General features: G+C 68.0%; 14 protein-coding genes and 2 pseudogenes. 11 read left to right on the top strand and 5 right to left on the bottom strand.

The features are described from left to right. The first annotated feature begins 234 nt into the window (after positions 1 to 234). The 7 genes and pseudogenes from LUM46_RS17350 to LUM46_RS26710 all read left to right on the top strand — a co-directional run bounded on the left by LUM46_RS17350 (position 235) and on the right by LUM46_RS26710 (position 10,325). Positions 235 to 843, top strand: coding sequence for a type 1 periplasmic-binding domain-containing protein (locus LUM46_RS17350; RefSeq protein ID WP_274995500.1), 609 nt, complete (start codon positions 235 to 237; stop codon positions 841 to 843). Between the two features lie 184 nt (positions 844 to 1,027). Continuing rightward, a complete protein-coding gene (locus tag LUM46_RS17345; RefSeq protein WP_274995499.1) occupies positions 1,028 to 3,757 on the top strand; it encodes a fibronectin type III domain-containing protein in 2,730 nt (909 codons plus the stop codon). A 71-nt stretch (positions 3,758 to 3,828) separates the two neighbouring features. Further along, positions 3,829 to 4,440 (top strand): WxL domain-containing protein, encoded by a 612-nt coding sequence (locus tag LUM46_RS17340; RefSeq protein WP_274995498.1) that lies wholly within the window; start codon positions 3,829 to 3,831, stop codon positions 4,438 to 4,440. A gap of 88 nt (positions 4,441 to 4,528) precedes the next feature. After that, the gene (locus LUM46_RS17335) at positions 4,529 to 5,599 is read left to right on the top strand and encodes a hypothetical protein (RefSeq protein ID WP_274995497.1); all 1,071 of its coding nucleotides are present in this window, start codon (positions 4,529 to 4,531) and stop codon (positions 5,597 to 5,599) included. Positions 5,600 to 5,627: 28 nt separating this feature from the next. Further along, positions 5,628 to 6,461, top strand: a pseudogene (locus tag LUM46_RS26720) (hypothetical protein); the annotation flags it as partial. Then, positions 6,462 to 7,952: pseudogene (locus LUM46_RS26715) on the top strand (glycoside hydrolase domain-containing protein); the annotation flags it as partial. Between the two features lie 3 nt (positions 7,953 to 7,955). Next, positions 7,956 to 10,325: a carbohydrate-binding protein gene (locus LUM46_RS26710; RefSeq protein ID WP_374727001.1), complete on the top strand. Its 2,370-nt coding sequence runs from the start codon at positions 7,956 to 7,958 to the stop codon at positions 10,323 to 10,325. 84 nt (positions 10,326 to 10,409) lie between these two features. Here LUM46_RS26710 and LUM46_RS17325 read toward each other — a convergent pair whose 3' ends face one another. Next, the gene (locus tag LUM46_RS17325) at positions 10,410 to 10,916 is read right to left on the bottom strand and encodes an SRPBCC family protein (RefSeq protein WP_274995495.1); all 507 of its coding nucleotides are present in this window, start codon (positions 10,914 to 10,916) and stop codon (positions 10,410 to 10,412) included. A 154-nt stretch (positions 10,917 to 11,070) separates the two neighbouring features. Between LUM46_RS17325 and LUM46_RS17320 the strand changes: the two genes are divergently transcribed. Beyond that, positions 11,071 to 11,286 (top strand): hypothetical protein, encoded by a 216-nt coding sequence (locus tag LUM46_RS17320; protein WP_274995494.1) that lies wholly within the window; start codon positions 11,071 to 11,073, stop codon positions 11,284 to 11,286. A 252-nt stretch (positions 11,287 to 11,538) separates the two neighbouring features. Here LUM46_RS17320 and LUM46_RS17315 read toward each other — a convergent pair whose 3' ends face one another. The 4 genes from LUM46_RS17315 to LUM46_RS17300 all read right to left on the bottom strand — a co-directional run bounded on the left by LUM46_RS17315 (position 11,539) and on the right by LUM46_RS17300 (position 16,630). Next, positions 11,539 to 13,275, bottom strand: a complete 1,737-nt coding sequence (locus tag LUM46_RS17315) for a glycoside hydrolase family 13 protein (RefSeq protein WP_274995493.1) — start codon at positions 13,273 to 13,275, stop codon at positions 11,539 to 11,541. A 115-nt stretch (positions 13,276 to 13,390) separates the two neighbouring features. Continuing rightward, positions 13,391 to 14,314, bottom strand: coding sequence for a carbohydrate ABC transporter permease (locus LUM46_RS17310; protein ID WP_274995492.1), 924 nt, complete (start codon positions 14,312 to 14,314; stop codon positions 13,391 to 13,393). Further along, positions 14,301 to 15,272, bottom strand: coding sequence for a carbohydrate ABC transporter permease (locus LUM46_RS17305; protein WP_274995491.1), 972 nt, complete (start codon positions 15,270 to 15,272; stop codon positions 14,301 to 14,303). Before LUM46_RS17305 ends, LUM46_RS17310 begins: the two co-directional genes overlap by 14 nt. 68 nt (positions 15,273 to 15,340) lie before the next feature. Then, on the bottom strand, positions 15,341 to 16,630 hold the full coding sequence (locus LUM46_RS17300; RefSeq protein ID WP_274995490.1) for an ABC transporter substrate-binding protein: 1,290 nt from the start codon (positions 16,628 to 16,630) through the stop codon (positions 15,341 to 15,343). Between the two features lie 237 nt (positions 16,631 to 16,867). On the opposite strand from LUM46_RS17300, the gene LUM46_RS17295 reads away from it, so the two are divergent. The 3 genes from LUM46_RS17295 to LUM46_RS17285 form a co-directional block, all read left to right on the top strand. Further along, entirely contained in the window at positions 16,868 to 18,019 is a 1,152-nt protein-coding gene (locus LUM46_RS17295) for an ROK family transcriptional regulator (RefSeq protein ID WP_274995488.1), read from the top strand. A gap of 312 nt (positions 18,020 to 18,331) precedes the next feature. Next, entirely contained in the window at positions 18,332 to 21,223 is a 2,892-nt protein-coding gene (locus LUM46_RS17290; RefSeq protein WP_274995486.1) for a family 49 glycosyl hydrolase, read from the top strand. A gap of 133 nt (positions 21,224 to 21,356) precedes the next feature. Then, a partial coding sequence (locus LUM46_RS17285; protein WP_274995485.1) for a family 49 glycosyl hydrolase occupies positions 21,357 to 23,371 on the top strand: 2,015 nt, incomplete at its 3' end.

The following is a 23,371-nucleotide window of genomic DNA, read 5'->3' as shown; positions in this document are numbered from 1 at the left end:
CGAAACTTCACATCGCGCCGCTCCTGACAAGCAACATCTGTGAGAGCGCTCTCACAGATGTTGCAGGATCAGAGCACGGTCGTCAACCAATTGTGGTGAGACATCGTTTTTGTGGGGTTGCCGCACCTGGAAGCATGCGCATTCGCCGGGCGGACACCTGGTGGCTACCGGCGCATCATCGCGCTGGGGTTCACTGCCGCGGTGATGCGTGGGCGAACCAGAGGTGCCGTTGCGATGCTCGTGGGCTGGGGCGCGCTGTTGTCGGGCTGTTCGGCGAGCGAGGAAGACGCGGTGCCTGCCCCGACGGATGCCGCCTATGAGATCGCGCCTGAGCCGGGGCGCACGATCGAGGCGACGCCGCCCGCATCCCTCTCCGGTCTGGACGGGTACCGGATCGCTGCGATCGTTCCCGACACCTCGGCGCCCACCACGGTCTTGCTGTCGGCCGCCAGGGAAGTGGCCTCCGCGAACGGCGCGGACCTGCGGGAGCTTCCCGTCGACGAGAAGGACGAGGATCCGGTCGGTGCGGCCCTTGGTCGAGCTCTCGACGCACGGCCAGACCTGATCGTCGGTCTGGGGGACGGCGTCGTGGATGTGTTCGGGTTCGAGAGCGCGCAGTATCTCGACCAGCAGTTCCTCGTCGTCGGCGCGCAGCTGGCCGAGCCGACCGGCAACGTCACCGCCGTGGTCTGGGACGGTGCGACCTCTCGCGGATCCGCAGCCGGCTCTGACGGAGAGCTCGCCGAGTCGAGCATCACCGAGGCCCGTGGCGTGGATGCGTTCGCAGCGGGGTTGGCGAGCATCCAGGACGGCACCACCGGCGTCGTCCTGCGCCTCGGCTGAGTGTCGAACCGGGTGCGCCGACGTCGCGCCCGCTCGCGTCGGTCATCCTTCCCCCGTGTGGCACCTGTTGTTCATCGAATCGCCCCGATCGGGTCATACAGGGCGAGGAAGGTGACGGGTCGGGCGCTATGGATGCGCTCTCACCCCTGCACGGAACTCAAGATTGGCGTGTGACCCCTTGCTGATGACCACAGCGTCGCCGACTCCGGTCGGCGACTCGCGCAAGCACCGGAGCGGGCGGCGTGGGCTCGCGGGCCTCGTCCTCGCCTCGCTGGTGGCGGGAGCACTCGCCGCCTCCCTCCCCGCCACGGCGGCCGACGAGACCTCCGCTGCGCCGTCCGCGGAGGTCGGCGTGACGCCGGTCCGCATCGAGGCCGAGACGTACACGGGGAACAACAACGGCGACGTGATCGACGGCCGGGTGATGAACACCGGCGTCGAACCGGATGCCGGTGCCTCGGGCGGATCCCGCGTGAAGAACACCTACAACGGCGCCGAGATCTGGTTCGACGACGTCGACCTCGGCAGCACTCCGCTGTCCACGCTCACGGCGCGCTACGTCGTCAACGAGAGCCGCAGCGGCGTGAACCCGTCGATCGACGTCTACCTCGACGAGAAGAGCGCCGAGAACAAGGCCGCGACCATCGCGCTGGAGCCGACGGGCAGCGACTGGGCCTCGTACGGCCAGACGACGTCGGACCTGCTGACGGAGGTCTCCGGCGAGCACACGGTGATTGTGGTCATGCATGTCGACCCGAAGCCGGGCGAGAGCGGAAGCTACCCGAACTACGTCGGCAACATCGACTACCTCGAGTTCGGCCCCGAGTCGCTGCCCGAGACGTTCCTCACGACTGCCGACGCCTGGAAGTACTCCGACGACGGCACGGACCCGTCCGGTGACGGCTCGCTGTCCTGGACGACGGCCGACTTCGACGACTCCGCGTGGAAGGAGGCCGTCGGGCCCTTCGGGTCGAAGCGCGGCGCCGCAGACCTCGGCGGTGGCTTCGTCGCGAACACGCTGCTGCAGTACACGCTGGACGGCTCGCCGAACACCGTGCCGACCTACCACCTCCGCAACGAGTTCGAGATCTCGGACGGGCAGCTCGCGCAGCTCGAGTCGCTCCAGGGGAAGATCACCTACGACGACGCCGCACGCGTCTACGTCAACGGTGAGAAGGTCGCCGGGTTCGTGGACGACCGCGTGGACGACGCCGCGAACCAGAACCTGACCTACGCAGGCGCGAGCAACGGCAACCCCCTGACCAGCACGTTCACGATCCCGGCGGACGCGCTCAAGTCTGGCGGCAACACCATCGCCGTCGCGCTCTACCAGGACCGCGAGACCAGCAGCGACATCTACCTCGACCTGACGTCGCTGGCCCCGACGGGCCCGGCCCCCGCACCGGAGATCGCTGACATCGCCCTCCACGTCGGCTCCACCCAGGCCGAGCGCAACCTCACCTGGTACTCGAACGTCGACGTGCCGCAGGGCGCGCAGCTCGCGGAGGCCGCGGACGTCGTCGACGGCGTCTTCCCCGCGTCGGCCCGCACGGTCGAGGCGACGAGGAGCGGTGGCACCACGAGCGGCGAGTTCTTCCGCGACGCCACCTTCGACCGCCTCGAGGAGAACACCGAGTACGCCTACCGCGTCGGCAGCGAGGAGACCGGCTGGTCCGCCGTCCACACCTTCCGCACGCAGGACTTCTCGGGCGACTTCTCCTTCCTGTTCTTCGGTGACCCCCAGGTGGGCGCCTCCGGGAACCTCGCGCGCGACGAAGCCGGCTGGATCGACACGGTGAACGTCGCGACGCAGACCTATCCGGACGCCGAGCTGCTGTTCTCGGCGGGTGACCAGGTCGACACCGCCTCGAGCGAAGCCCAGTACGACTCCTTCCTGAAGCCGGAGCAGGTCCGCAGCGTCCCGCTCGTCGTGACCAACGGCAACCACGACGTCGGGTCGAAGGCGTACGAGCAGCACTTCAACGTGCCGAACGAGGACCTGGAGTCTGGCGGGGCGTCCAACGGCACGTCGTCGGGCGGCGACTACTGGTTCCTCTACAAGGACGTGCTGTTCCTCAACATCAACTCCAACAGCCGCGACTTCGACTCCCACAACGCGTTCCTGGAGAAGGTCATCGCGGAGCAGGGCGACAAGGCGAGGTGGAAGGTGCTCGCCTTCCACCACTCGATCTACTCGGTGGCGGCGCACACGAGCGACGGCGACATCATCGACCGGCGCACCAACATGCCGGCGAAGATCTCGGAGCTGGGCTTCGACATGGTGCTGATGGGGCACGACCACAACTACACGCGCAGCTACCTGATCAAGGACGGCGAGCTCGCCGACCCGACCGAGGTCGCCGGCCAGGAACGCGTCGAGGCCGAGGACGGCGAGGCGCTGTACGTCACGGCGAACTCGTCCAGCGGCTCGAAGTACTACGACACCCGCGCACCCGAAGCGTGGTTCGCCTCGGTGATCAACCAGGAGAAGGTGCGCAACTACTCGGCGATCGAGGTCACCGACGAGACGCTCACGGTGCGCACCCTGCGTAGCCAGGCCAACGGCGTCGCCGCCCCGGTGAACAGCGTCGTGGACGAGGTCGTGCTCGCCAAGGCGGACGCGACGACGGAGCTGGACGTGTCGGTGGACGTGTCGACGCGCACGCTCGGGGGCACGCAGTACGTGTCGACGGTCGTGACGAACAACGAGGACGCCCCGGTGGATGTCGTGGTGGAGACGGCCTACGGAGCCAAGTCGTTCGCCGCGGTGCAGCCCGGGAAGTCGGCGAGCGTGGCGATGAGCTCGCGTGCGGCCGCGATCCCGGGCGGCGACGTGACGGTCACCGCCACGGGGCGGATCGGCGGCGAGACGGTGACGACCTCGACGACCGCTTCCTACCCGGCCGCCGGCTGAGGCAGCACGCCTGAATCACTGCGTGACGCCGTACGGCCTCACGAGAGAACCTGGAACGAGGAGAGAACGACGTGAACAAGAACTCCCTCATGCTGCGCGGCAGCATGATCGCCTTCGGCGCCGCCCTGCTGGCGTCGGCAGGCTCGGCGGCCATGGCCGACGACGAGAAGGACACCCAGAGCGTCGACGTCGGCGTCGAGATCGAGCCGCTCACCGGCCCGGGATCCCTCGCGATGACGGTCGAGAGCGACTCGACCGCCCTCACGGAGGGCGAGTCGACCGATCTGGAGCGCGTCTTCACGGGCACGCTGCCGAAGGTCACGGTGACCGACACCCGTGCGCCGGAAGACATCCCGGCCGGCGCCTTCTGGTACGTGATGGGCACCGCGAGCGACTTCCACGACGCGCAGGGCGAGAACTCGATCGAGGCGAGCCACCTCGGCTGGTCGCCGCAGCTCGTCGAGGGCGAGGGGGAGGGCGAGCCCTTCGTCGAGGTCGGCGGCGACGTGGCTCCGTCGGCGCCGGGTCTGGCCGACCAGGAGCTGCTGTACCTCGCGGAGTCGGCCGAGGCCAACGCCGGAGGCGGCAGGTTCAGCGCGGTCGCTGACCTGAAGCTCGCGGTCCCCGCGGACGTGGCGGCCGGAAGCTACTCCTCGACGATCACCCTGTCGCTCTTCGAGTGACGTCCTCGCGTCGGGCGGGGAGGCCGGACACGCTTCCGGCTCCCCGCCCGGCTCTCGTCGCCCTGCCCCGATCCCAGGAGCCCGTCCCGTGAAGAACCCGCTCGTCCCGCTCGCTGTCCTGACGCTCGTCGCCGCCTCGTCGCTGGCGGCCGCGCCCGCCGCCGCCGCGCCCGCCCGCGCCGCACAGGACGACGTCGTGACGTGGTCGGTGCGCCCGGGCGACGAGAAGGGTGAGGACGGCCGGGCCTGGGTCGAGTGGGCGGCGGACCCGGGCCAGTCGCGCACCGAGCACATGGTCGTCGTCAACCACAGCGACGACGCGGTGGAGTTCCTGCTGACCTCCGCCGACGGATACTTCACCGACACGGGCCGCTTCAACATGCTTCCCTCCGACCAGGAGTCGGTCGCGGCAGGCACGTGGATCGAGCTGCCGGAGAGCGTGACCGTCGCCGCCGGCGCGGCCGAGGTCGTGCCGTTCACGGTGACCGTTCCTGACGACGCCGAACCGGGCGACCACGCCGCCGGCGTCGCCGCGAGCGTGCACTCGACGGGCGGAGGCGAGGTCGCGGTCGAGTCGCGGGTGGGATTCCGCGTGATGACGCGCGTGCTGGGCGAGCTCGCCCCAGCGCTCGGCCTCACGGCATCGGCGTCCTACACGGGCGACCCGAACCCCTTCGAGGCGGGCACGGTCGACGTCGTGTACGAGCTCGAGAACACGGGAAACACCCGCTTGAACGCGCGGCCTGAGATCTCCCTGTCCGGCCCGTTCGGTCTCGGGGACCGCACCCTGCGCGGCGACGAGATCGTCGAGATCGCGCCGGGGGAGACGCGGCACGGGACCGTCCGCTTCCGGGACGCCTGGCCACTGCTCGCCTACGACGTGAGCGTGGTGGCACAGCCCCTGCCCATCTCCGACGAGCTCTCGTTCGCCGGCGTCGAGCGCGCGAGCGCGCGGACGACAGTTCTCGCCATGCCCTGGCCGCAGCTCCTCGTCCTGGTCCTGGCGGCGCTGCTGACGACCTGGAGCGTCTGGCGCCGTCGTCGCGAGAAGCGACGGACCGCGGAGCTGGTCGCGCGAGCACGCGAGGAGGCGCTCGCCGAGGCCGGTGCCTCGGTCGCGGCGGCAGATCTCGCCCGCACGCCCTCCCACCACAGCTGACACCACCCGATCCGGAGAAAGACTGGTCATGTCCCTCGCATCTCGTTCTCTTCGTCTGACCGCCGCGGTCGCGGCCGTCGCGCTGATCGGAGCCGGCCTGTCCAGCGTCTCCGCGGGCACCGCACCGTCCGCCGCCGCTGCGGTGGCGGACGCGACCGACTACGCCGGTCTCGTCAACCCCTTCGTCTCGACCGAGGACGACTTCGGCCAGGACCTCGTCGGCGCGGAGGCACCGACCTCGATCGTCAAGATCAACCCGATGACGGCTCCGGGCCGCTCGCACTCGGGCTACGACTACGCCGAGGACCAGATCTCGGGCTTCACGCACACCAACCTCAACGGCGTCGGCGGCTCGGGTGCCGGCGGCGACCTCCTCGTCGTGCCGACGTACCAGAAGTACACGAGTCGTCCGGGAACCGGCACCTACGCGAAGGACTACAGCCACGCGGACGAAAAGGCCGAGCCGGGGTACTACGCCGTCGACCTCGCGACCGACGCCGGCGCGATCCGCGCCGAGGCGACCACCGACGTGCGCACGGGACAGGACCGCTTCACCTTCCCGGAGGCGGGAACCGCCTCCCTCGTCGTCGACCTGCGCAACAACTTCACGAGCCGCAGGGGCGCCACGCTCGGCTACGAGACGCTGGACGACGGACGCGTCGCGCTCTCGGGTGACTTCACCGGCCACTTCAACGGCTACGACTACCGGATGCACTACTACGTGGAGACGACGGCACCGGCGGCGGGTGTGCGCACCTGGGGCGGCTCCGGTGACCTCTCCGGGCAACCGCAGCGCGACGGCACCGACATCGGTGCGATCCTCGACTTCGAGGTGGACGCGGGGCAGCAGGTCGGGCTCACGGTGGCCATCTCGCCCATCAGCGTCGAGCAGGCGAAGATCGACCTGGCCGCCGAGATGGGGGACCGCTCCTTCGAGCAGGTGCGCCAGGAGACGAGGGCCGCATGGAACGAGATCCTCGGCCGGCTCGCCGTGACGGCATCCGGGACGAGCGACCCGGACGGCGAGCTGCAGACGCTGTTCTACACGCACCTGTACCGCATGTTCGGGACGCCGGTGAACGCGACGAGCACGAGCGGCACGTACCGCGGCCTCGACGGCGAGGTGCACCAGGCCGACGGCTACACGCACTATGACGGCTGGGGATTCTGGGACGACTTCCGCAAGTACGAGATCCTCGCGATCGGCTACCCGGAGGTGTTCCGCGACATGGCCCAGTCGGTCGTCGACCTCTACGGATCGTTCGCGAGCACCGGCAAGGGGTCCCTGTCGAACGTCACCCACTCCGTGCCCACCGTGCGCTTCGAGCGCGCCGCGATCGTCGTCGCCGACGCGGTCGCCAAGGGCGCGCAGCTGCGCGGTCTCGGCCAGGCCTGGCCCGCCCTCGTCTCGCAGTCGCAGGGCGGCTACGCCGACGAGGGGAACGCACGCCGCGGCTACATCGCGAACGAGGTCGACGACACGCTCGGCACCTCCTACGACGACTGGGCCATGGCGACGATCGCCGACGCGCTCGGGAAGACGGACGAGGCGCAGCACTACCGCCTGCGCGCCGCCAACTGGACGAACCTGTTCAAGCCGAACGCCGTCACCCTGGCCGACGGCACCAGGACCGGGCTGATCTTCCCCAAGGACGCGAACGGCGCCTGGGTCGACGCGGATCCCGAGCGGTTCGAAGCTGCGAACCTCTACCAGGGCACGCTGTGGCAGTACCACTGGTACGCCGCGGCCGACATGGGCGGGCTCATCGACAAGATGGGCGGCGAGGAGACCACGCGGGAGGCGCTCAGCTTCATGTTCGGCGAGCAGGCGCCCGAGGACGGCAAGCGCATGCTGCACGCCAACACGAACGAGATCGACCTGCAGGCGCCGTACCTGTTCAACTACGTCGGAGCCCCTGCGCGGACCCAGCACTGGGTGCGGAACATCTACACGAAGGAGACGTGGAACCGGTACATCGCGACCGGCGGTACCCACGAGGTGCCGTCGGGCGGCGGCGAGTTCACGCCGCCCGTGAAGACGAAGGTGTTCAAGAACGACCCGCAGGGCTTCCTGCCCACGATGGACAACGACACCGGGACGATGTCGTCCACCTTCGTCGCGGCCGCCCTGGGGCTGTTCCCCGTGGCCGCCGGATCCGACGAGTACCAGATCGGCACGCCGTTCTTCGAGAACGTGCGGATCAGCTATCCCTCCGGCCGCACCTTCGACATCTCCGCGGACGGGGTGTCGCCCGACGCCTACTACATCCAGTCGGCGAGCCTGAACGGCGAGGCGTTCGACCGCACCTGGCTGACGTACGACCAGCTCACCGCCGGTGGCGAGCTGGACTTCCGGATGGGGGAGGAGCCCTCGGGCTGGGCAGCCGACTCGGTCGCGGCGCCGTCGCTGAGCGACGAGCTGCCGAGCTCGGTCTACGACCCGATCAGCGCCGTCTCGGTGTCCTCGCGGACGTTCACCGAGGCGCGGGCCGGTGACGGAACGATCGGCAACAGCATCGACCTGCGACTCGCGAACGGCACGTTCGCAGGAGCGGACGGTGACAGTCTCGCGGATGCCATCACCGCCGAGAACGTGCCCGCGGGCCTGACCTTCGTGGCGGAGCGCACGGCAGACCGCCGCGTGCGGCTGTCGCTCGAGGGTTCCGCGGAGCGGTCCGGGGCGCTGGACGGCATCGACGACCTCACGGTGACGATCTCCGACAAGGCCTTCTCGCGCGCACCCTCGACCGGCACCCGCGAGCTCGCGTTCCGGGTGAACTTCGAGGGCGCGACGCTGAGCATGGACCCGACGCGGCTCAAGGCGGCAGCGGACGGTGCGGTCGACGTCTCCGCGACGCTCACGCTGAGTGGGGCACGCTTCGCGGGGGCGAAGGGGCGGGATCTCGTCGCAGACGGCGCCCTGGCGCTTCCCGGCCTCCCCGAGAGCGTGACGGCGACCGCGGTCCTGGACGACGCGGACAGCGCGACGCTCCGGCTGACCGGTTCGCTCGGGGACGCGCAGCGCGCGACCTTCGGCCTGGACTTCGCGGACGCGGCCTTCGACGGGACGGCGGCGGCGGGCGTCCGCGGCGACGGGATCTCGGGCCTGGCGACCGTCACGATCGAGCGGGACCAGCGGTGGCGCGAGAAGCTGGGCGAGCTGCTGGCCGAGGCCGAGCTCGTCGTCCGTGGGGCGTACTCCGCGGCATCCTTCTCCGCCTTCGAGAAGGCCCGTGACGGCGCGACGGAGACTCTCGCGAACGAGTCGGCCTCGGACGACGACCTGCGGGCGGCGCTCGACCGGCTCACGAGGACGGCGGACGCCCTGCAGATCGCGGGGACGCCCTACCGGGTGCTCGAGGCGGAGGAGTTCGACGCCTCGTCCGGCGGAAGGCTGAGCCCCGAGAACGGCAACATCGGCGGCGTCCAGGTGGGTTCCTGGATCGCGTACGACGGCATCGACTTCGGAGGGAAGCTCCCTCAGCGGGTCACGCTGCGCCACGCCAACCATCCCGGAGACAGCGCCACGGACGAGTTTGTCGAGGTGCGTGTCGGTGCCGTGGACGGTCCGGTCGCCGCCCGTGTCGATCTGGAGACCACCGACGGGTGGAACGACTACGTCACCGCCGAGGCGACGGTCGACGACCGCGAGGCGCTCGACGGGTCGAACCGGATCTACCTCGTCTTCGGCGGTACGCCCGACCCGTCCCAACCGAACTCGTGGGTCGCGAATCTCGACTGGGCGCAGTTCATGAAGACGGCCGAGGACGGCCCCGAGACGGCCGCACCGGTGCGGATCGAGGCCGAGACCTATGACGCCGACAACGGCAACGGCCTGAAGAAGGAGGGCGGTGAGCCGCCCGCCGGCAACGTCGGCGGCACCTGGGACGGTGGCCGGCTGACCTACGACGGTCGGGATCTCGGCCCGGACCCCCTCACCCAGGTCACGGTGAGCGCATCCACCCGTGACGACCGCGTGGGCGACAACCGCCGGCTCGAGTTCTACCTCGACGAGGTGAGCGAGGCGACGAGGGTCGGGACCGTCGACCTGCCGAAGACGGGCGGGTGGGCCAACTACGTGGAGACGACCGCGGAGCTCGACGAGGCGGTCTCGGGCACGCACACAGTGATCGTGGTCATGCGAGCGGACGCCGTCTCGGGTCAGGAGTTCAACTACGTCGCGAACCTGCAGTGGTTCGAGCTCGGCCCGGAACCGCAGGAGGGCCCCGAGGTCGACCTCACCGGCCTGACCGCGGCCGTCGACGACGCCGCACCGCTGCTCGCCGGCGAGGACCGGTACGTCTCCATCGACTTCGCCGTCTTCCGTGCCGCGCTCGACGAGGCGAGGCGGATCGCCGCGGCTGACCGGACGACGCAGGACGAGGCCGACGAGGCCCAGCGCGTGCTCCAGGCCGCAGCTGGTCAGCTCGAGTGGAGGGTGATCCGGCAGGTGTCGGTGTCCGCCACGACGCGCACCCTGGCGGGGAAGCAGTACGTCTCCGTCGCGGTGACGAACGGTGCGGGGATCCCACTCGACCTGGAGGTCGAGACAGCCTATGGCTCGAGGTCGTTCACCGCGGTGCAGCCGGGAGCGTCGGCGAACGTGTCGATGAACTCGCGCCAGGCGTCGATCCCGGCCGGCGAGGTGACGGTCACCGTCACCGGGGTGGTCGGGGGCGAGACGGTCATGGGCGACAGGACGGCTTCTTATGGGGCTGCGGGCTGAGCATCTTGCCCTCCGCTACGCGGGCCCGCTGAGCAGTCGGCAGATCCCGATGTCGAGGAGGGCAACGGAGCGCGTCCGCAGTGGTCAGGCTGCTTCGACGACGTCGACCATCCGGTCGAGGGCTCGTTGCATGTAGCGGCGCCACAGGGGTCGGAACGGGCCCGCGAGGATGAGCCGGCGTCCGCGGAGCGGCTTGAACTCGTAGGTCCAGCGGATCGAGCTGCCGTCGCCGTCGGGGAAGAAGGACCACTCGCCTCGCACCCCGGCGGCGAGACTGCCGAGGACGTTGGTGAACTCGGTCAGCTCGTAGGCGAAGCCATGTCCGGCCACGTACTCGGTGAGGCGCTCGGTGGCCTGAGAGCCGTCACCGAAGGTGGGGTTCCGCGATGGGCCGGCGTGGTCCCACGACTGTGTCTGGTTCCGGACCTCGGTGACCCCCGGGAAGGGGAACACCGGGTGGAAGACCGTGGTGAGGTCGATGGGGGCGATGACGTCGAACGCCTTGCGGGGCGTGGCCGTCGTACGGGCGAAGACGGTCACCGGAACCGTCGTGTCGGAGCGGGTGATGAGTGGAGTGGCCGTGGTGTTCATGGAGCCAGTCTTGGCCGCTCTGGGAGCGGCAACCAGAACCTTCACCGTCCCTAGGTCTGCCAGTACTACTCACGCGTCCGTAGCGGCGGTGGTTGATGTCGGGACCGTGCCATGCCAGGAAGCGGTCATCTGCGGGCGAAGGTTGTGTCGCGCCATGATCAGCACCATCACCACCGCCCGCATGAGCGGCGTCACGCTGAACGATGGCCGGGACATCCCGAGGATCTGCTTCGGGGCCTACCTCGTGCCGCCGACCGAGACCGAGAGGCTCGTGGGAGCCGCGTTGGGGGCGGGTTATCGCCACATCGACACCGCGCGTTACTACCGTAACGACGCGAAAGTCCCAACCCGCCGGGTTCAGTACAGCTAGGCGAGGCGGTGATCTAAAACATCCGCGGACGGGCGACGCGCCTGCAGACCTGTTTTGACGGCTCCATGGTGAACCCGACGACCTCACACCAGTATTCGCCGGTGTAGCCAGCCCCACGGAAGTGCCCGTGCATGAGTCGGCACTACGGGCCTTCCTTCGCGGAGTGGTGTGGTCTCCTGGTCGGCGCCGACGGCGTGACGAGCTACTTGGCTCGTCACGCCGCCTGGATGCGATGCATTGACGTGTCCCGCGTCACCTTGGGGACGTCGTGATGTAGATCCGGGCCTCCCAGGGGGTAAGCACGAGCTGCCCGTTCGTGGAGGGCGTGTACGGCTCGATGTTGCTCAGCAGCAGGTCGTAGTGCTCGACGTCGAGGGCGACGTCTGCCTGCTCGCTCGCGAGGTTAGCCACGACGAGCAGCGTCGTTCCTTCGCGCTGGCGTTGGTAGGCGTACACGGCGGGGTGGTCGGCCAGGAGCATCTGGAAGTCGCCGTGCGCGACGACGGGAAGTGTGCGCCGTAGCTCGATGAGGCGCTGGTAGTGGCAGAAGACAGACTCGGGGTCGTCGTACTGGCCGGCGGCGTTGAGCCAGGTGTGGTTCGGGTTGACGCCGATCCAGGCTGTCCCGGTCGTGAAACCGGCCTGGGGGCCGTCGTCCCACTGCACCGGTGTGCGTGCGTTGTCGCGTCCGATGTGTCGGATGGCCGCCATGGCGCGCTCGGGGTCCTGACCGGTCGCGACAGTTTTGCGGTAGTGGTTGAGCGACTCGATGTCGCGCAGGTCCTCGGCGGTGGCGAAGGGCACGTTGGTCATGCCGATCTCCTCGCCCTGGTAGACGTAGGGCGTGCCACGGTGCATGTGCAGCACGGTGGCCAGAGCCGTGGCGGACTCGCGCCAGTGCGCACCGTCGTCGCCGAACCGGGAGACGCTGCGCGGCTGGTCATGGTTTCCGAGGTAGAGACTGTTCCAGCCGGCCGTGCCCAGCTCGCGCTGCCAGCGCCCGAGGGAGGCCTTGAGGTCGGACACCCGCAGCGGGCGGGGGTCGAACTTGCCGCCCGGACCGTGGTCGAGGTTGACGTGCTCGAACTGGAACACCATGTCGAGCTCGTGCCGCGCGGGATCGGTGAACAGGACCGCGTCCTGCCACGTGACGCCAGGCATCTCCCCGACCGTGAGGTATTGCCCGTCCCGCCCGGCGAAGACCTCACGATGCATCTCCTGCATGAACTCGTGAATGCGTGGACCGTTCGCATAGTGGGGGAACCCGTTGCCCAGCCCAGAGGCTCCCGGTGCGCCATCAGGAAGCGTTGTGTCTTTTGAGATGAGGTTGATGACGTCCATGCGGAAGCCGTCGACGCCCCGGTCGAGCCACCAGCGCATCATGGCGTACACGGCGTGGCGAACCTCGGGGTTCTCCCAGTTGAGGTCGGGCTGCTTGGGGTCGAACAGGTGCAGGTAGTACTCGCCGGTGATCGGATCGAGCGTCCAGGTGGGGCCCGAGAAGAAAGACTCCCAGTTGGTCGGTTCGGCCCCTGGGTCGCCGGGTTCGAAACCGTCGCGCGCGGGTCGCCACCAGTACCAGTCGCGCTTGGGGTTGTCGCTGCTCGACCGCGACTCGCGGAACCAAGGGTGTTCGTCGCTGGTGTGATTGACGACGAGGTCCATGACGAGCTTCATGCCACGCTGGTGAACGTCCGCGAGGAGGCCGTCGAAGTCGGCAAGGGTTCCGAAGACCGGGTCGATGTCCTGGTAGTCGCTGATGTCGTAGCCGTTGTCGGCGTGGGGCGAGCGGTAGATCGGGGAGAGCCAGATGACGTCGATGCCGAGTCGTTGCAGGTGGTCCAGTCGGCTGCGGATGCCGGGCAGGTCGCCGATGCCGTCACCGTTCGAGTCTGCGAACGATCGGGGGTAGATCTGGTAGACGACGGCGCTCTTCCACCACTGGGCATCGGTTGTGGTCGTGTCATGGTCGGTCCGCGTGAGCGTCATGTGCTGTCCTTGTGGGTGGTCGGCTGGACCCGGGATCGGCCGGGATCGGGATGGGTCCTGGCCTGGTAGCGGGCTGCGGTCAACCGGGCTGCGGGCATGGGCCAGGGCTGGGGCTTTACTTGACGGCGCCGAGGTTGACGCCACGCATGAGCGTGCGCTGGAAGATGAGGAAGAAGACCAGGGCGGGCAGGATGCCGGCGAGGGAGGCCGCCGCCAGTGCGGTCGGGTCCGAGGTGTACTGGCCGGAGAGCGCGCCGAGGGCAACCGACACGGTCTGGTTATCGGCGGAGGGCAGCAGGATCAGGGGCAGGAAGAAGTCGTTCCATGTCCAGATGAAGAAGAACGTGACCAGCACCGACAAGGTGGGCCGGGTCAGGGGTAGGACGATCCGCCCGAGGATCTGGCGCCTGTTTGCACCGTCCAGGCGCGCGGCCTCGAGCATCTCCTTGGGGAACGCTCCCAGGACGGACGAGAGCATGTAGGTCCCGAACGCGCTCTGCAGGACGGCGAGAATGATGATGACGCCGGCCAGGGTGTCGTAGAGGCCGAGGTCGCGGGTCAGGACGAACAGGGGGTAGACGAGCGCCTCCTGCGGGATGGTAAAAGCGACCATGAAGACCGCCAGGATCCACACCCTTCCCTTGATGCGCCCGATTCCGATCGCGAAGGCGCTCAGCAGCGAGAGCACCGCTGCGATGAGCGCCACGCTGCCGGAGATGGCGACGCTGTTGAGGAGCTTCCGGTTGAAGTCGACACCGCGCCAGAAGTCCACGAGTGCGGAGAAGTCGAGCTGGCTCGGCAGCGAGATCGGGCCGTCCTGGATGTAGTCGGCTGCGGGCTTGAACCCGTTGATGATCGCGATCCAGAACGGAAAGATCATGAGAAGTGCCGCGGCGGCGATGATCAGGAGCACGATCCAGCCGCTGATCCCGCGCCGGGAGCGGGAGCCGCCTCGGGTGCGCAGCTGTCTGGCGGGTGCTGGAGTGATGTCATCTGTGGCGGACGTGGCGGTGCCAGGGGAGAGGTTATCGACCGTCATCGTCGAACCCTTCTGTGGTTCGGGTCTGGTAGCGCAGGAGCGCGACCGCGATGATCGTCACGAGGATCGCGAGAACCGTGGCGACCGCGGCGCCGTACCCGACGCGTGTGGTGGTGAAGAAGTTGGAGAAGGAGAAGTAGGCGGGCACGATCGTGCTCGTACCGGGTCCGCCCCGGGTGAGCACGAAGATGGGGGCGAAGACCTTGAGCGCGGCGACGGAGGTCGTGATGAGCACGACGGCGATCTCGGGCCTCAGCTGGACGAGCGTGATCATGCGGAACCGCTGCCACCATCCGGCGCCGTCGAGCTCGGCGGCCTCGTGCAGGGCGGGGTCCACGCGGGAGAGCCCGGCCATGAACAGCACGACCGTGTAGCCGATCTGGAGCCAGATCAGTACGTTCATCACCGAGTAGATGGCCAGGTCGGAGTCCCCGAGCCAGTTCTGGCGCAGCCCGTCCAGGTCGACGGAACTGAGCAGGGTGTTGATGATCCCGTACTCGGGCTGGTACATCCACTTCCACAGCACACCGGCGACCGCGATCGGCAGGATCTGCGGCAGGTAGAACAGCGCGCGTAGCAGGCTCGAGGTCCGGGTTCCGAACCGTGGGGCGATGAAGTCGAACAGCACGGCGGCCAGCAGGACTCCGATCGCTGTCGGGATCACTGCCATCGCGACGATGAAGAGCGCGCTGTTGCGGAACGAGGTCCAGAACGTCGCGTCTCCGATGAGCTGGGCGTAGTTGTCGAGCCCCACGAACTGCGGTTCACCCACCCCGCTCCAGGTGGTGAGGCTGTAGTAGACGTTCATAGCGAACGGGACGAGCACCACCGCGAGGAAGCCGAGCGCCCCGGGGAGGATGTATAGCCAGTACCCTGCGGGTCGTTCCGTGCCCAAGAGGCGGCTTCGTCGCACGGGTGCACCGGTCGAACGCGGGGGCAGGCCGATCAAAGAGGTCATGGTCGAGTCCTTCGTAGGTGCGGTGACGCGAGCCGGGCTCGCGTCACCGCACTCGAATATGGACCGGTTCAGCCCTGCGGCTTGCCGGCGTCGTAGGCGGCTTGGATGTTCGACGCCGCCTGAGCGGGGTCGACGTTGCCCTGGACCAGGTCGGACGTCTGGGCGATGAGCACGTCGTTGAGACCTGCGACAGGCCAGTCGGGGTACCACGCGAGCTGGCCGCTCTCCCCGGACAGCAGTTCGTTGAAGCGCTCCGTGGTGAGCTTGCCAACAGGCTCGGTCACCCCGTCGTCCTCGGCAGCCACCGGGACGCCGCCCAGGTCACCGAGCTGGTTCTGCACCTCGGGACGCTGCGTGATCTCGATGAAGTCGTAGGCGAGCTCCTTGTTCTTCGCCTTCTCGGGTACGACCCACAGGTTGCCCCCGGAGCCGGGGTGCAGATCGTTGCCCGGGAAGAGGACCTGGTCCCACTCGAAGTCGGTGATGTCGGAGGTGAAGCTCCCCGCCCACCAGGTGCCGGAGTAGAACAGGGGGTAATTGCCCGCGACGAACGCGTTGCCCGAGTCCTGGGCCGGGATGCCGGTGGAGTCGGTGCTGATGTAGCCCTTGTCCACCCACTCCGTGAGGGTCGTCGCAGCCTGCTCCCAGGCGGACCAGTCGGGCTCGCCGGAGAACTGCTGGTATGCGGCGAGGGAGTTCTCGTCCATGTGCGTCAGTGCGAGCGCGTACAGCAGGTGCGTGCCGGGGTAGTCGGCCGAGCCGAGGGCGAGCGGGGTGATGTCGTTGTCGACGAACGTCTGCATCACGGCCTCGAGGTCCTCGAGCGTCTCGGGCGTGTCCAGGTCGTACTCGGCGAGCATGTCGGTGTTGTAGAACAGGCCGACGTACTCGCCGTAGTTCGTCACCCCGTACCGCTGCCCGGACCCCATCAGGCCGTTCTCGTACAGGCCCACGTCCTGCGCGGTGTTGTCCAGGTCCCACCCGCGCTCCGCCGCGACGTCGGTCAGGTCGGTGAGCAGGCCGGCCTTGGACACCACGCCCGCGGTCGCGTTGCCCTTGAGGTACTCGAGCACGTCCGGAGCGTCGTTCGAGTCCAGGATGAGCTGCCCGGACTGCTGCATCTGCTCGTACGTCTTGAGCTCGAACTGCACCTCGACGTCCGGGTGCTCCTCCTCGAAGATGTCGATCGCCGTGTTCCAGGCTGCTGACAGTGCGGAGTCGTCGTTCTCCCACCACCAGACCTTCAGGGTCCTGCCGTCCTCGGCTTCACCACCGGTGTCACCGCCACTCGAGCAGGCCGCCAGGCCCAGCGCGAGAGCGAGCGAACCGGCAGCCAGCACCGCCGTGTGCTTACGCATTCCACTTCCTCCTGATCGACGACGTCGTCGTCCTGAGCTCGGGCCGGGCCGCGTCCTGGACGCCGCCCGGGATCCCCTTCGATCCGAGCCGAAGGTTTTCTTCGTGACAACATTAACTACGAGTCGTCGATCTGGTGTCAAGCGGCGGTAAGTCACGGTTCCGCTACGGGTCCAGGGTTGACGGAGAGTTTTGTGTCGGTATTATCTGGTGTTGACCGACTCAGTGAGGAGCCGCAGATGCTGGACACCGCATCACTCTGGACGCCGCTGTCATCCACGTCGCGCCGCGTGGCGCTCGAGGTGCTGCTGCACGGTCCGCTGGCGCGCACCGAGCTCGCTCAGCGGCTCGACCTGTCCACCGCGAGCCTCACTCGGATCACCAAGCCACTGCTGGATGCCGGCGTGCTGCACGAGGTGTCCGACCCGGCGCCGCGCGGCGGGGGCCGGCCCATGCAGCCGCTGGACGTCGACCCCGGTCTGCAGCAGTTCGTGGGCATCAAGCTCACGGGCTCTCGCGCCTACGGCGTGCTGACGAACCTCCGTGCGGACATCCTGGCCACCACCGTCCGGGAGATCACCGCCCGGGACCCGCAGTCGGTCGTCGACGCGCTCGCGGGACTCGTTTCCGAGCTGTCCGTCGGCCGCACGCCGGCAGCCGTCGGGGTAGGGCTCGGTGGTGCGGTCCGCGACTTCACACTCGTCCAGCGTGCGCCGTTCCTGCACTGGCACGGCGTCGACCTCGGTCTGCTCCTGACCGAGCGCACCGGGCGACCCGTGGCGATCGCCAACGACCTGGACGCCCTTATGGAGGCGGAGCGCTGGTTCGGTGACGGGCGAGACGTGCACAGCTTTGCAGCATTGACCATCGGTGCTGGGGTCGGCGGAGGGCTCGTCATCCACGACCGTCTGGTCACCGGCCCCGATTCCGGCATCGGCCTGCTCGGCCACTTCCCGATCGACCCTCTCGGGCCGTCATGCCCCGAGGGCCACCGCGGCTGCGCCGACGCGTTGCTGTCCTCCAAGGCGATCCACACCCAGGCCGCCATGGTCCTGGGACGTGCTGTCACCTACGACGAAGTCCTCGATCTCGCCGCCGCCGGTGACCCGCTGGCCGACCAGATCGTCGGGCGATCCGCCCACGCCTTCGGCACCCTGATCGCCGCCGTGGCGAACATCGCCCAACCCGAGCGCATCCTGCTCACCGGCGAGGGCATCCGCCTCGCTCACGTCGCCCAGGAACGCCTGCACGCAGGCATCGCCCAGGCGCGCCAACCCGAAGCCTCACCCCTGGACCTGCGCATCCTCGACGACGATCCCACCTTGTGGGCCCGCGGTGCCGCGGCCGTCGCCATCCAGCGCACCGTCCTGGACTCGCTGCTCCGCCACTGACCCCACAACCCCGCACAACCGCGCGCTCCCCGGGAGCCGCGCGGCGATCCACCACAGCCTCATCACCGTCGATGACTGCTCAAGGAGGAGCCCGTGCCGCCCGAACCCCTCGGTTCCAGCGCCTGACCGCGCCCGCGCCTGACAGCGCCCACTGACACCGGTGGTGCAGGCACTGCCATGCCCGCACCACCGGCCCGCCCGCAGAAGCGGGCGAACGAGCTCCCTCATCGAGCCCGACCACTGCAGCGTCCGTACCCAGGAGAAAGAACTCTCATGCATTCTGCCCCAACACCACGACCGGCGACTGCCGCGATGATAGGTGTCGCCGCTCTCGCCGCCGGGCTTCTGATCGCCACGCCGTCCGCGGCAACGACCGGCCCCGCCCCGGCGGAATCGGCCCAGGGCCGCACCGCCGATACCGACCAGCTGACCACCTGGTGGCACGACAACGCCGCAGCCACCACCGATCCGATCAGAGACGACCAGGTTCGCCAGTCGAAGTTCTACGACGCGACCATCACCACGCAGTCGGACCCAGCCACGCCGTACGACTCGTTCGTGTACATGAACGTCCCGCGCAGCGGCAACGACAAGATCGGCTACACCGAGGAGGACGGCGCCGAGTTCGCCTCCTCGGCCGACCTGACCATGAGCTGGTCGAGCTTCGAGTACTCCACCGACGTGTGGGTCGACATCACCCTCAAGTCCGGGCAGGAGATCACCTCCGCCGACCAGGTCACCATCCGCCCCACCGACCTCGACCTGGAGACCCGGCTCGTCGACTCCTCCACGATCCGCGTGAAGGTGCCCTTCAGCGACGACGGATACCGGTTCTCCGTCGAGTTCGACCCGCAGCTGATCACCGCGTACAACGACATGAGCGGCACCAGCGGAGCATTGACCACCAGCTCGGAGGGCAACCGGTCGATCAGCACCGAGCCGCAGAACTCCATGCTCGTCTTCGCCAATCCCGCACCGACCCCGGCCGAAGCAGAACGGACCATCCCCACCGAGCAGTCCGGGTCCATCTACCGCCCCCAGCCGGGCCTGGTGGATGACCTGAATGAGATCACCGAAGAGATCGTCTACTTCGCCCCCGGCACCTACTACATGGGCTCGGACCACCACGCCGTCCTACCTGAGAACGTCAGGTGGGTCTACCTGGCACCCGGCGCTTACGTCAAGGGCGCGTTCCAGTTCCCGCACGAGACACAACCCGAGTTCAAGGTCACCGGCCTCGGGGTCCTCTCCGGCGAGCAGTACGTCTACGAGGCCGACACCTCCAACGGGTACCAGCACAACGTCAACGACAACTGCCACGTGACCTGCGTGAAGATGCTGCAGTTCGAGTCCTCCAACGAGCAGCAGACCCTCGACCTGCAGGGCGTGACGATCAACCAGCCCCCGTACCACTCGTTCGTCACCTACGCCCACGAGGGTGACTCGGAGGTGGGCGTCGAGAACTTCCAGATGAACGTGGAGAACTACAAGCAGGTCGGGTCCTGGTACTGGCAGACCGACGGCATCGAGCTCTACGACGGCGGCCGGATGAAGAACACGTTCTTCCACGCCAACGACGACGTGCTCAAGATGTACCACTCCGACGTGGCCATCGAGAACACCGTCATCTGGAAGAACGAGAACGGGCCCGTGATCCAGTGGGGCTGGACCCCCCGCACCATCGACGACGTGACGGTCACCAACACCGACATCATCCACAACCGCATGTACTGGAAGGACACCAAGTACAACACCTGCATCTTCAACTCTTCCTCCCACTGGCAGGACATGGGCGCCACCGACCGCGCCGACACCACCACGACGGTGAAGAACATGCGGTTCGTCGACACTCGCGTCGAGGGAGCGACGAACTGCGCACTTCGGGTGTTCGCACTGTCGGACACGGAGAACATCGAGATCGACGGGCTGCACCTGGACGGGTGGAACGAGCTCGACAGCTCAGCCCAGGCCAGCCTGCTCAAGCGGTACACCGATACCGCAGGCACGAAGGTGACCATCGGCAACGAGGTCAGTGACGGCAACGGGCTGCTGCTGCACAACTACACCGTCGGCGGCGTTGCGATTCTCAAGTCGGGTGACAACTGGGCTGCTGACGAGCTCGGCCGGCTCAACTTCGACGCGGACACCTGGGACGGCTGGAACGCGACCAGCGACGACCAGCCCACCGGGCCGGCCCCTACGCTGACCGTCGAAGGGCTGCAGGACGGAGCCACCGCACCGTCGCGGAGGCTGCGCGTCACCGGTGCCACGGACGCCACAGCGGTCACCGTCACCGTCAACGGCGTAGACACGGCCGCGAGGCTCGCTCATGGGCGATTCTCGGCGAGGGCAAACCTGAGCGAGATCTCCAACCGTGTCCGTGTCACCGCGCGCGGAGCCAATGGCGTGATGAACGTCCAGCGGTTCACCGTGCACGCGTTCGGCAAGAAGGTCGGCTCGGTCGCCGATCCCAGCGGGGACGACGACGGACCTGGAAGCTACCGCTACCCCTCCGCCGGAGCGTTCAACCCCGGCAGCTTCGACCTGACCGCGCTCGACGTGTACCGCGACGGCCCCACCGTCCATTTCGTCGTCTCCACCGCCGGCGAGGTCCGCAACCCCTGGGGCGGAAACGGCATGAGCACCCAACGGGTCAACATCTACCTGAAGAACCGGGCCTCGAGGACGACCACGCCCCTGCTTCCCGGTACGAACACGTCAGCTGCCGGCGCATGGAAGTACGCCATCGTGGCCGACGGCCGCAACGACACGTCACGCCTTGGCGGCGGCGTCTACGGCGCAGACCTCACAAGGATCGGGAACGTCCGTCTGACGGTCATCCCCAGCGGCAAGATCGTCACCTCGGTTCCCGCCGCCGCCCTCTCCGGAGTCGGCCTGCGCACCGCCGGCTACCAGGTCTCGATGTTCAGCGCCGCCGAGGACGGTGAGGGGACCGGCAACGTACGCCCGATCTATGGCATCGACTGCTGGCAGGGGATCGGCTGCCCCGCCTTCGTCGGGCCCTACCGCGGCGGCGGCGGAGCCGGTGACTGGACCGACGCGAACCAGGCGCGGGACACCGACACCTCCGACAGCAACGCCTTCGACATCATCTCCGGCAGGACCAGCCAGGCCACCGTCATGGACTGGACCACGGGACCGGTCGTCGTCCCTTACGTCCGGCTCGGCGCGACCACGTCGTAGTCCGCGAGCACCGACCACCGGCGGCACGGGCATTGCCGTGCCCGTGCCGCCGGCCGCCCGCAGCAGCGGGCGCACGGCTCCCCCAGGAGCTGGCACGGAGGCAACACCCCGACCACCAAGGAGAGGAACCATCATGCACGCTCCACATCTGCGACGTCGACGACGACTCGCAGCACTCGCCGCAGCAGCACTGATCACCACAACAGCTTTGATCGTGCCCGCGTCGGCGCACCCGACCCAGGCGGCAGCCGCCGCGGCGCCGCTTGCCGGCGCCACCGCAGCGGCATCAACAGCCGACAACGCCGAGCTGCAGACCTGGTGGCACGACAACTACGAGTTCAACACCAGCAGCCCTGTCGCCAGCGACAAGGTCCGCCGCTCGGCGTCGTACGACGTCCAGGTCGCCTCGGCCAGCGCACCCAGCACCCGGTATGACTCGTTCACGTACATGTCCATCCCGCGCAGCGGCAAGGGCAAGATCGGGTACACCGAGGAGGATGGCGCCGAGTTCTCCTCCAGCGCCAACCTGACCATGAGCTGGTCGAGCTTCCAGTACGCGACCGACGTGTGGGTCGACGTCACCCTGCGCACCGGGCAGACCATCACGTCCGCGGACCAGGTCACGCTCCGCCCACGGCACCTGAACTTCGACAAGCAGCTCGTCAACGGCTCGACCATCCGCATCAAGGTGCCCTACAACCCCACCGGCCACCGCTTCTCGGTCGAGTTCGAGCCCCAGCTGTACACCGCGTACAACGACATGGCCGGCGCCAGCGGCAACCTCACCACCAGCGCCTCCGGCAACCGGGCCATCCACACCGAGCCACGCAACTCTGTGCTCGTCTTCGCCGAACCCCTGCTCACCGGCGCCGAGAAGGAGCGCCTCGTGCCCACCGAGGACTCGGGCAGCATCCACTACCCGAACCCGGGGCAGGTCACCAACCTCAACAACGTCAGCCAGGAGATCATCTACTTCCGCCCCGGCACCTACTCCATGGGCTCGAACTACCACGCCGTCCTGCCGGCGAACGTCAAGTGGGTCTACCTCGCACCCGGCGCGTACGTGAAGGGCGCCTTCCGCTTCTTCCACGACAACCAGGGCCTGTACAAGGTCACCGGATACGGCGTCCTGTCCGGAGAGCAGTACGTCTACGAGGCCGACACCTCCAACGGGTACCAGCACAACGTCAACAGCAACTGCCACACCAGCTGCGTGAAGATGCTGCAGCTCCAGTCCTCCGACGCGCAGCAGCACCTCGACCTGCAGGGCGTGACCATCAACGAACCGCCCTACCACTCGTTCGTCGTCTACGGCAACGAGAGCAGGTTCTCGATGCGCGTGAACAACTACAAGCAGGTCGGGTCTTGGTACTGGCAGACCGACGGGATCGAGCTGTACCGCGGCAGCACGATGAAGAACACGTTCTTCCACGCCAACGACGACGTGCTGAAGATGTACCACTCCGACGTGAGCATCGACGACACCGTCATCTGGAAGAACGAGAACGGGCCCGTCATCCAGTGGGGCTGGACACCCCGCAACATCGACGGTGTCAGCGTCACCAACACCCACGTGATCCACAACCGGATGTTCTGGAAGGACGTCAAGTACAACACCTGCATCCTCAACTCCTCCTCCCACTGGGAGGACATGGGCTCGACGAAGACAGCGAACCCCGGCACCACCGTGCGCAACATGAGGTTCGAGAACATCACCGTCGAGGGCACCACCAACTGCGCCCTGCGCGTCTACGCACTGTCCAACACCGAGAACATCCACATCAAGAACCTCAAGATCGACGGATGGAACGGCCTGGACCCCTCCTCGCAGGTCAGCCACCTCAAGCGGTACACCAACACCGCCGGGCAGAAGGTCACCATCGGCAACGAGACCAGCGACTCCCGCGGCATCAAGCTCGAGAACTACACCGTCGGCGGCACCACGATCGACAAGGCCGGCTCCAACTGGTCCGCCGACCAGCTCGGTCGCATCGGTTTCGACGCCGACACCTGGGACAGCTGGAACGCCTGGGGCACCGGCAGCACCACCCCCACGCCGACGCCGACGCCGACGGGTGGTCAGGTGGTCAACACCAAGTCGGGCAAGTGCGTCGACCGTGCTGGTGGTGGCACCGCCAATGGCACGCC

The organism is Promicromonospora iranensis (assembly GCF_028994805.1).
Taxonomy (GTDB): domain Bacteria; phylum Actinomycetota; class Actinomycetes; order Actinomycetales; family Cellulomonadaceae; genus Promicromonospora; species Promicromonospora iranensis.
Note: the sequence above shows the minus strand (reverse complement) of the source record. Positions and strands in the feature narration are given on the sequence as shown.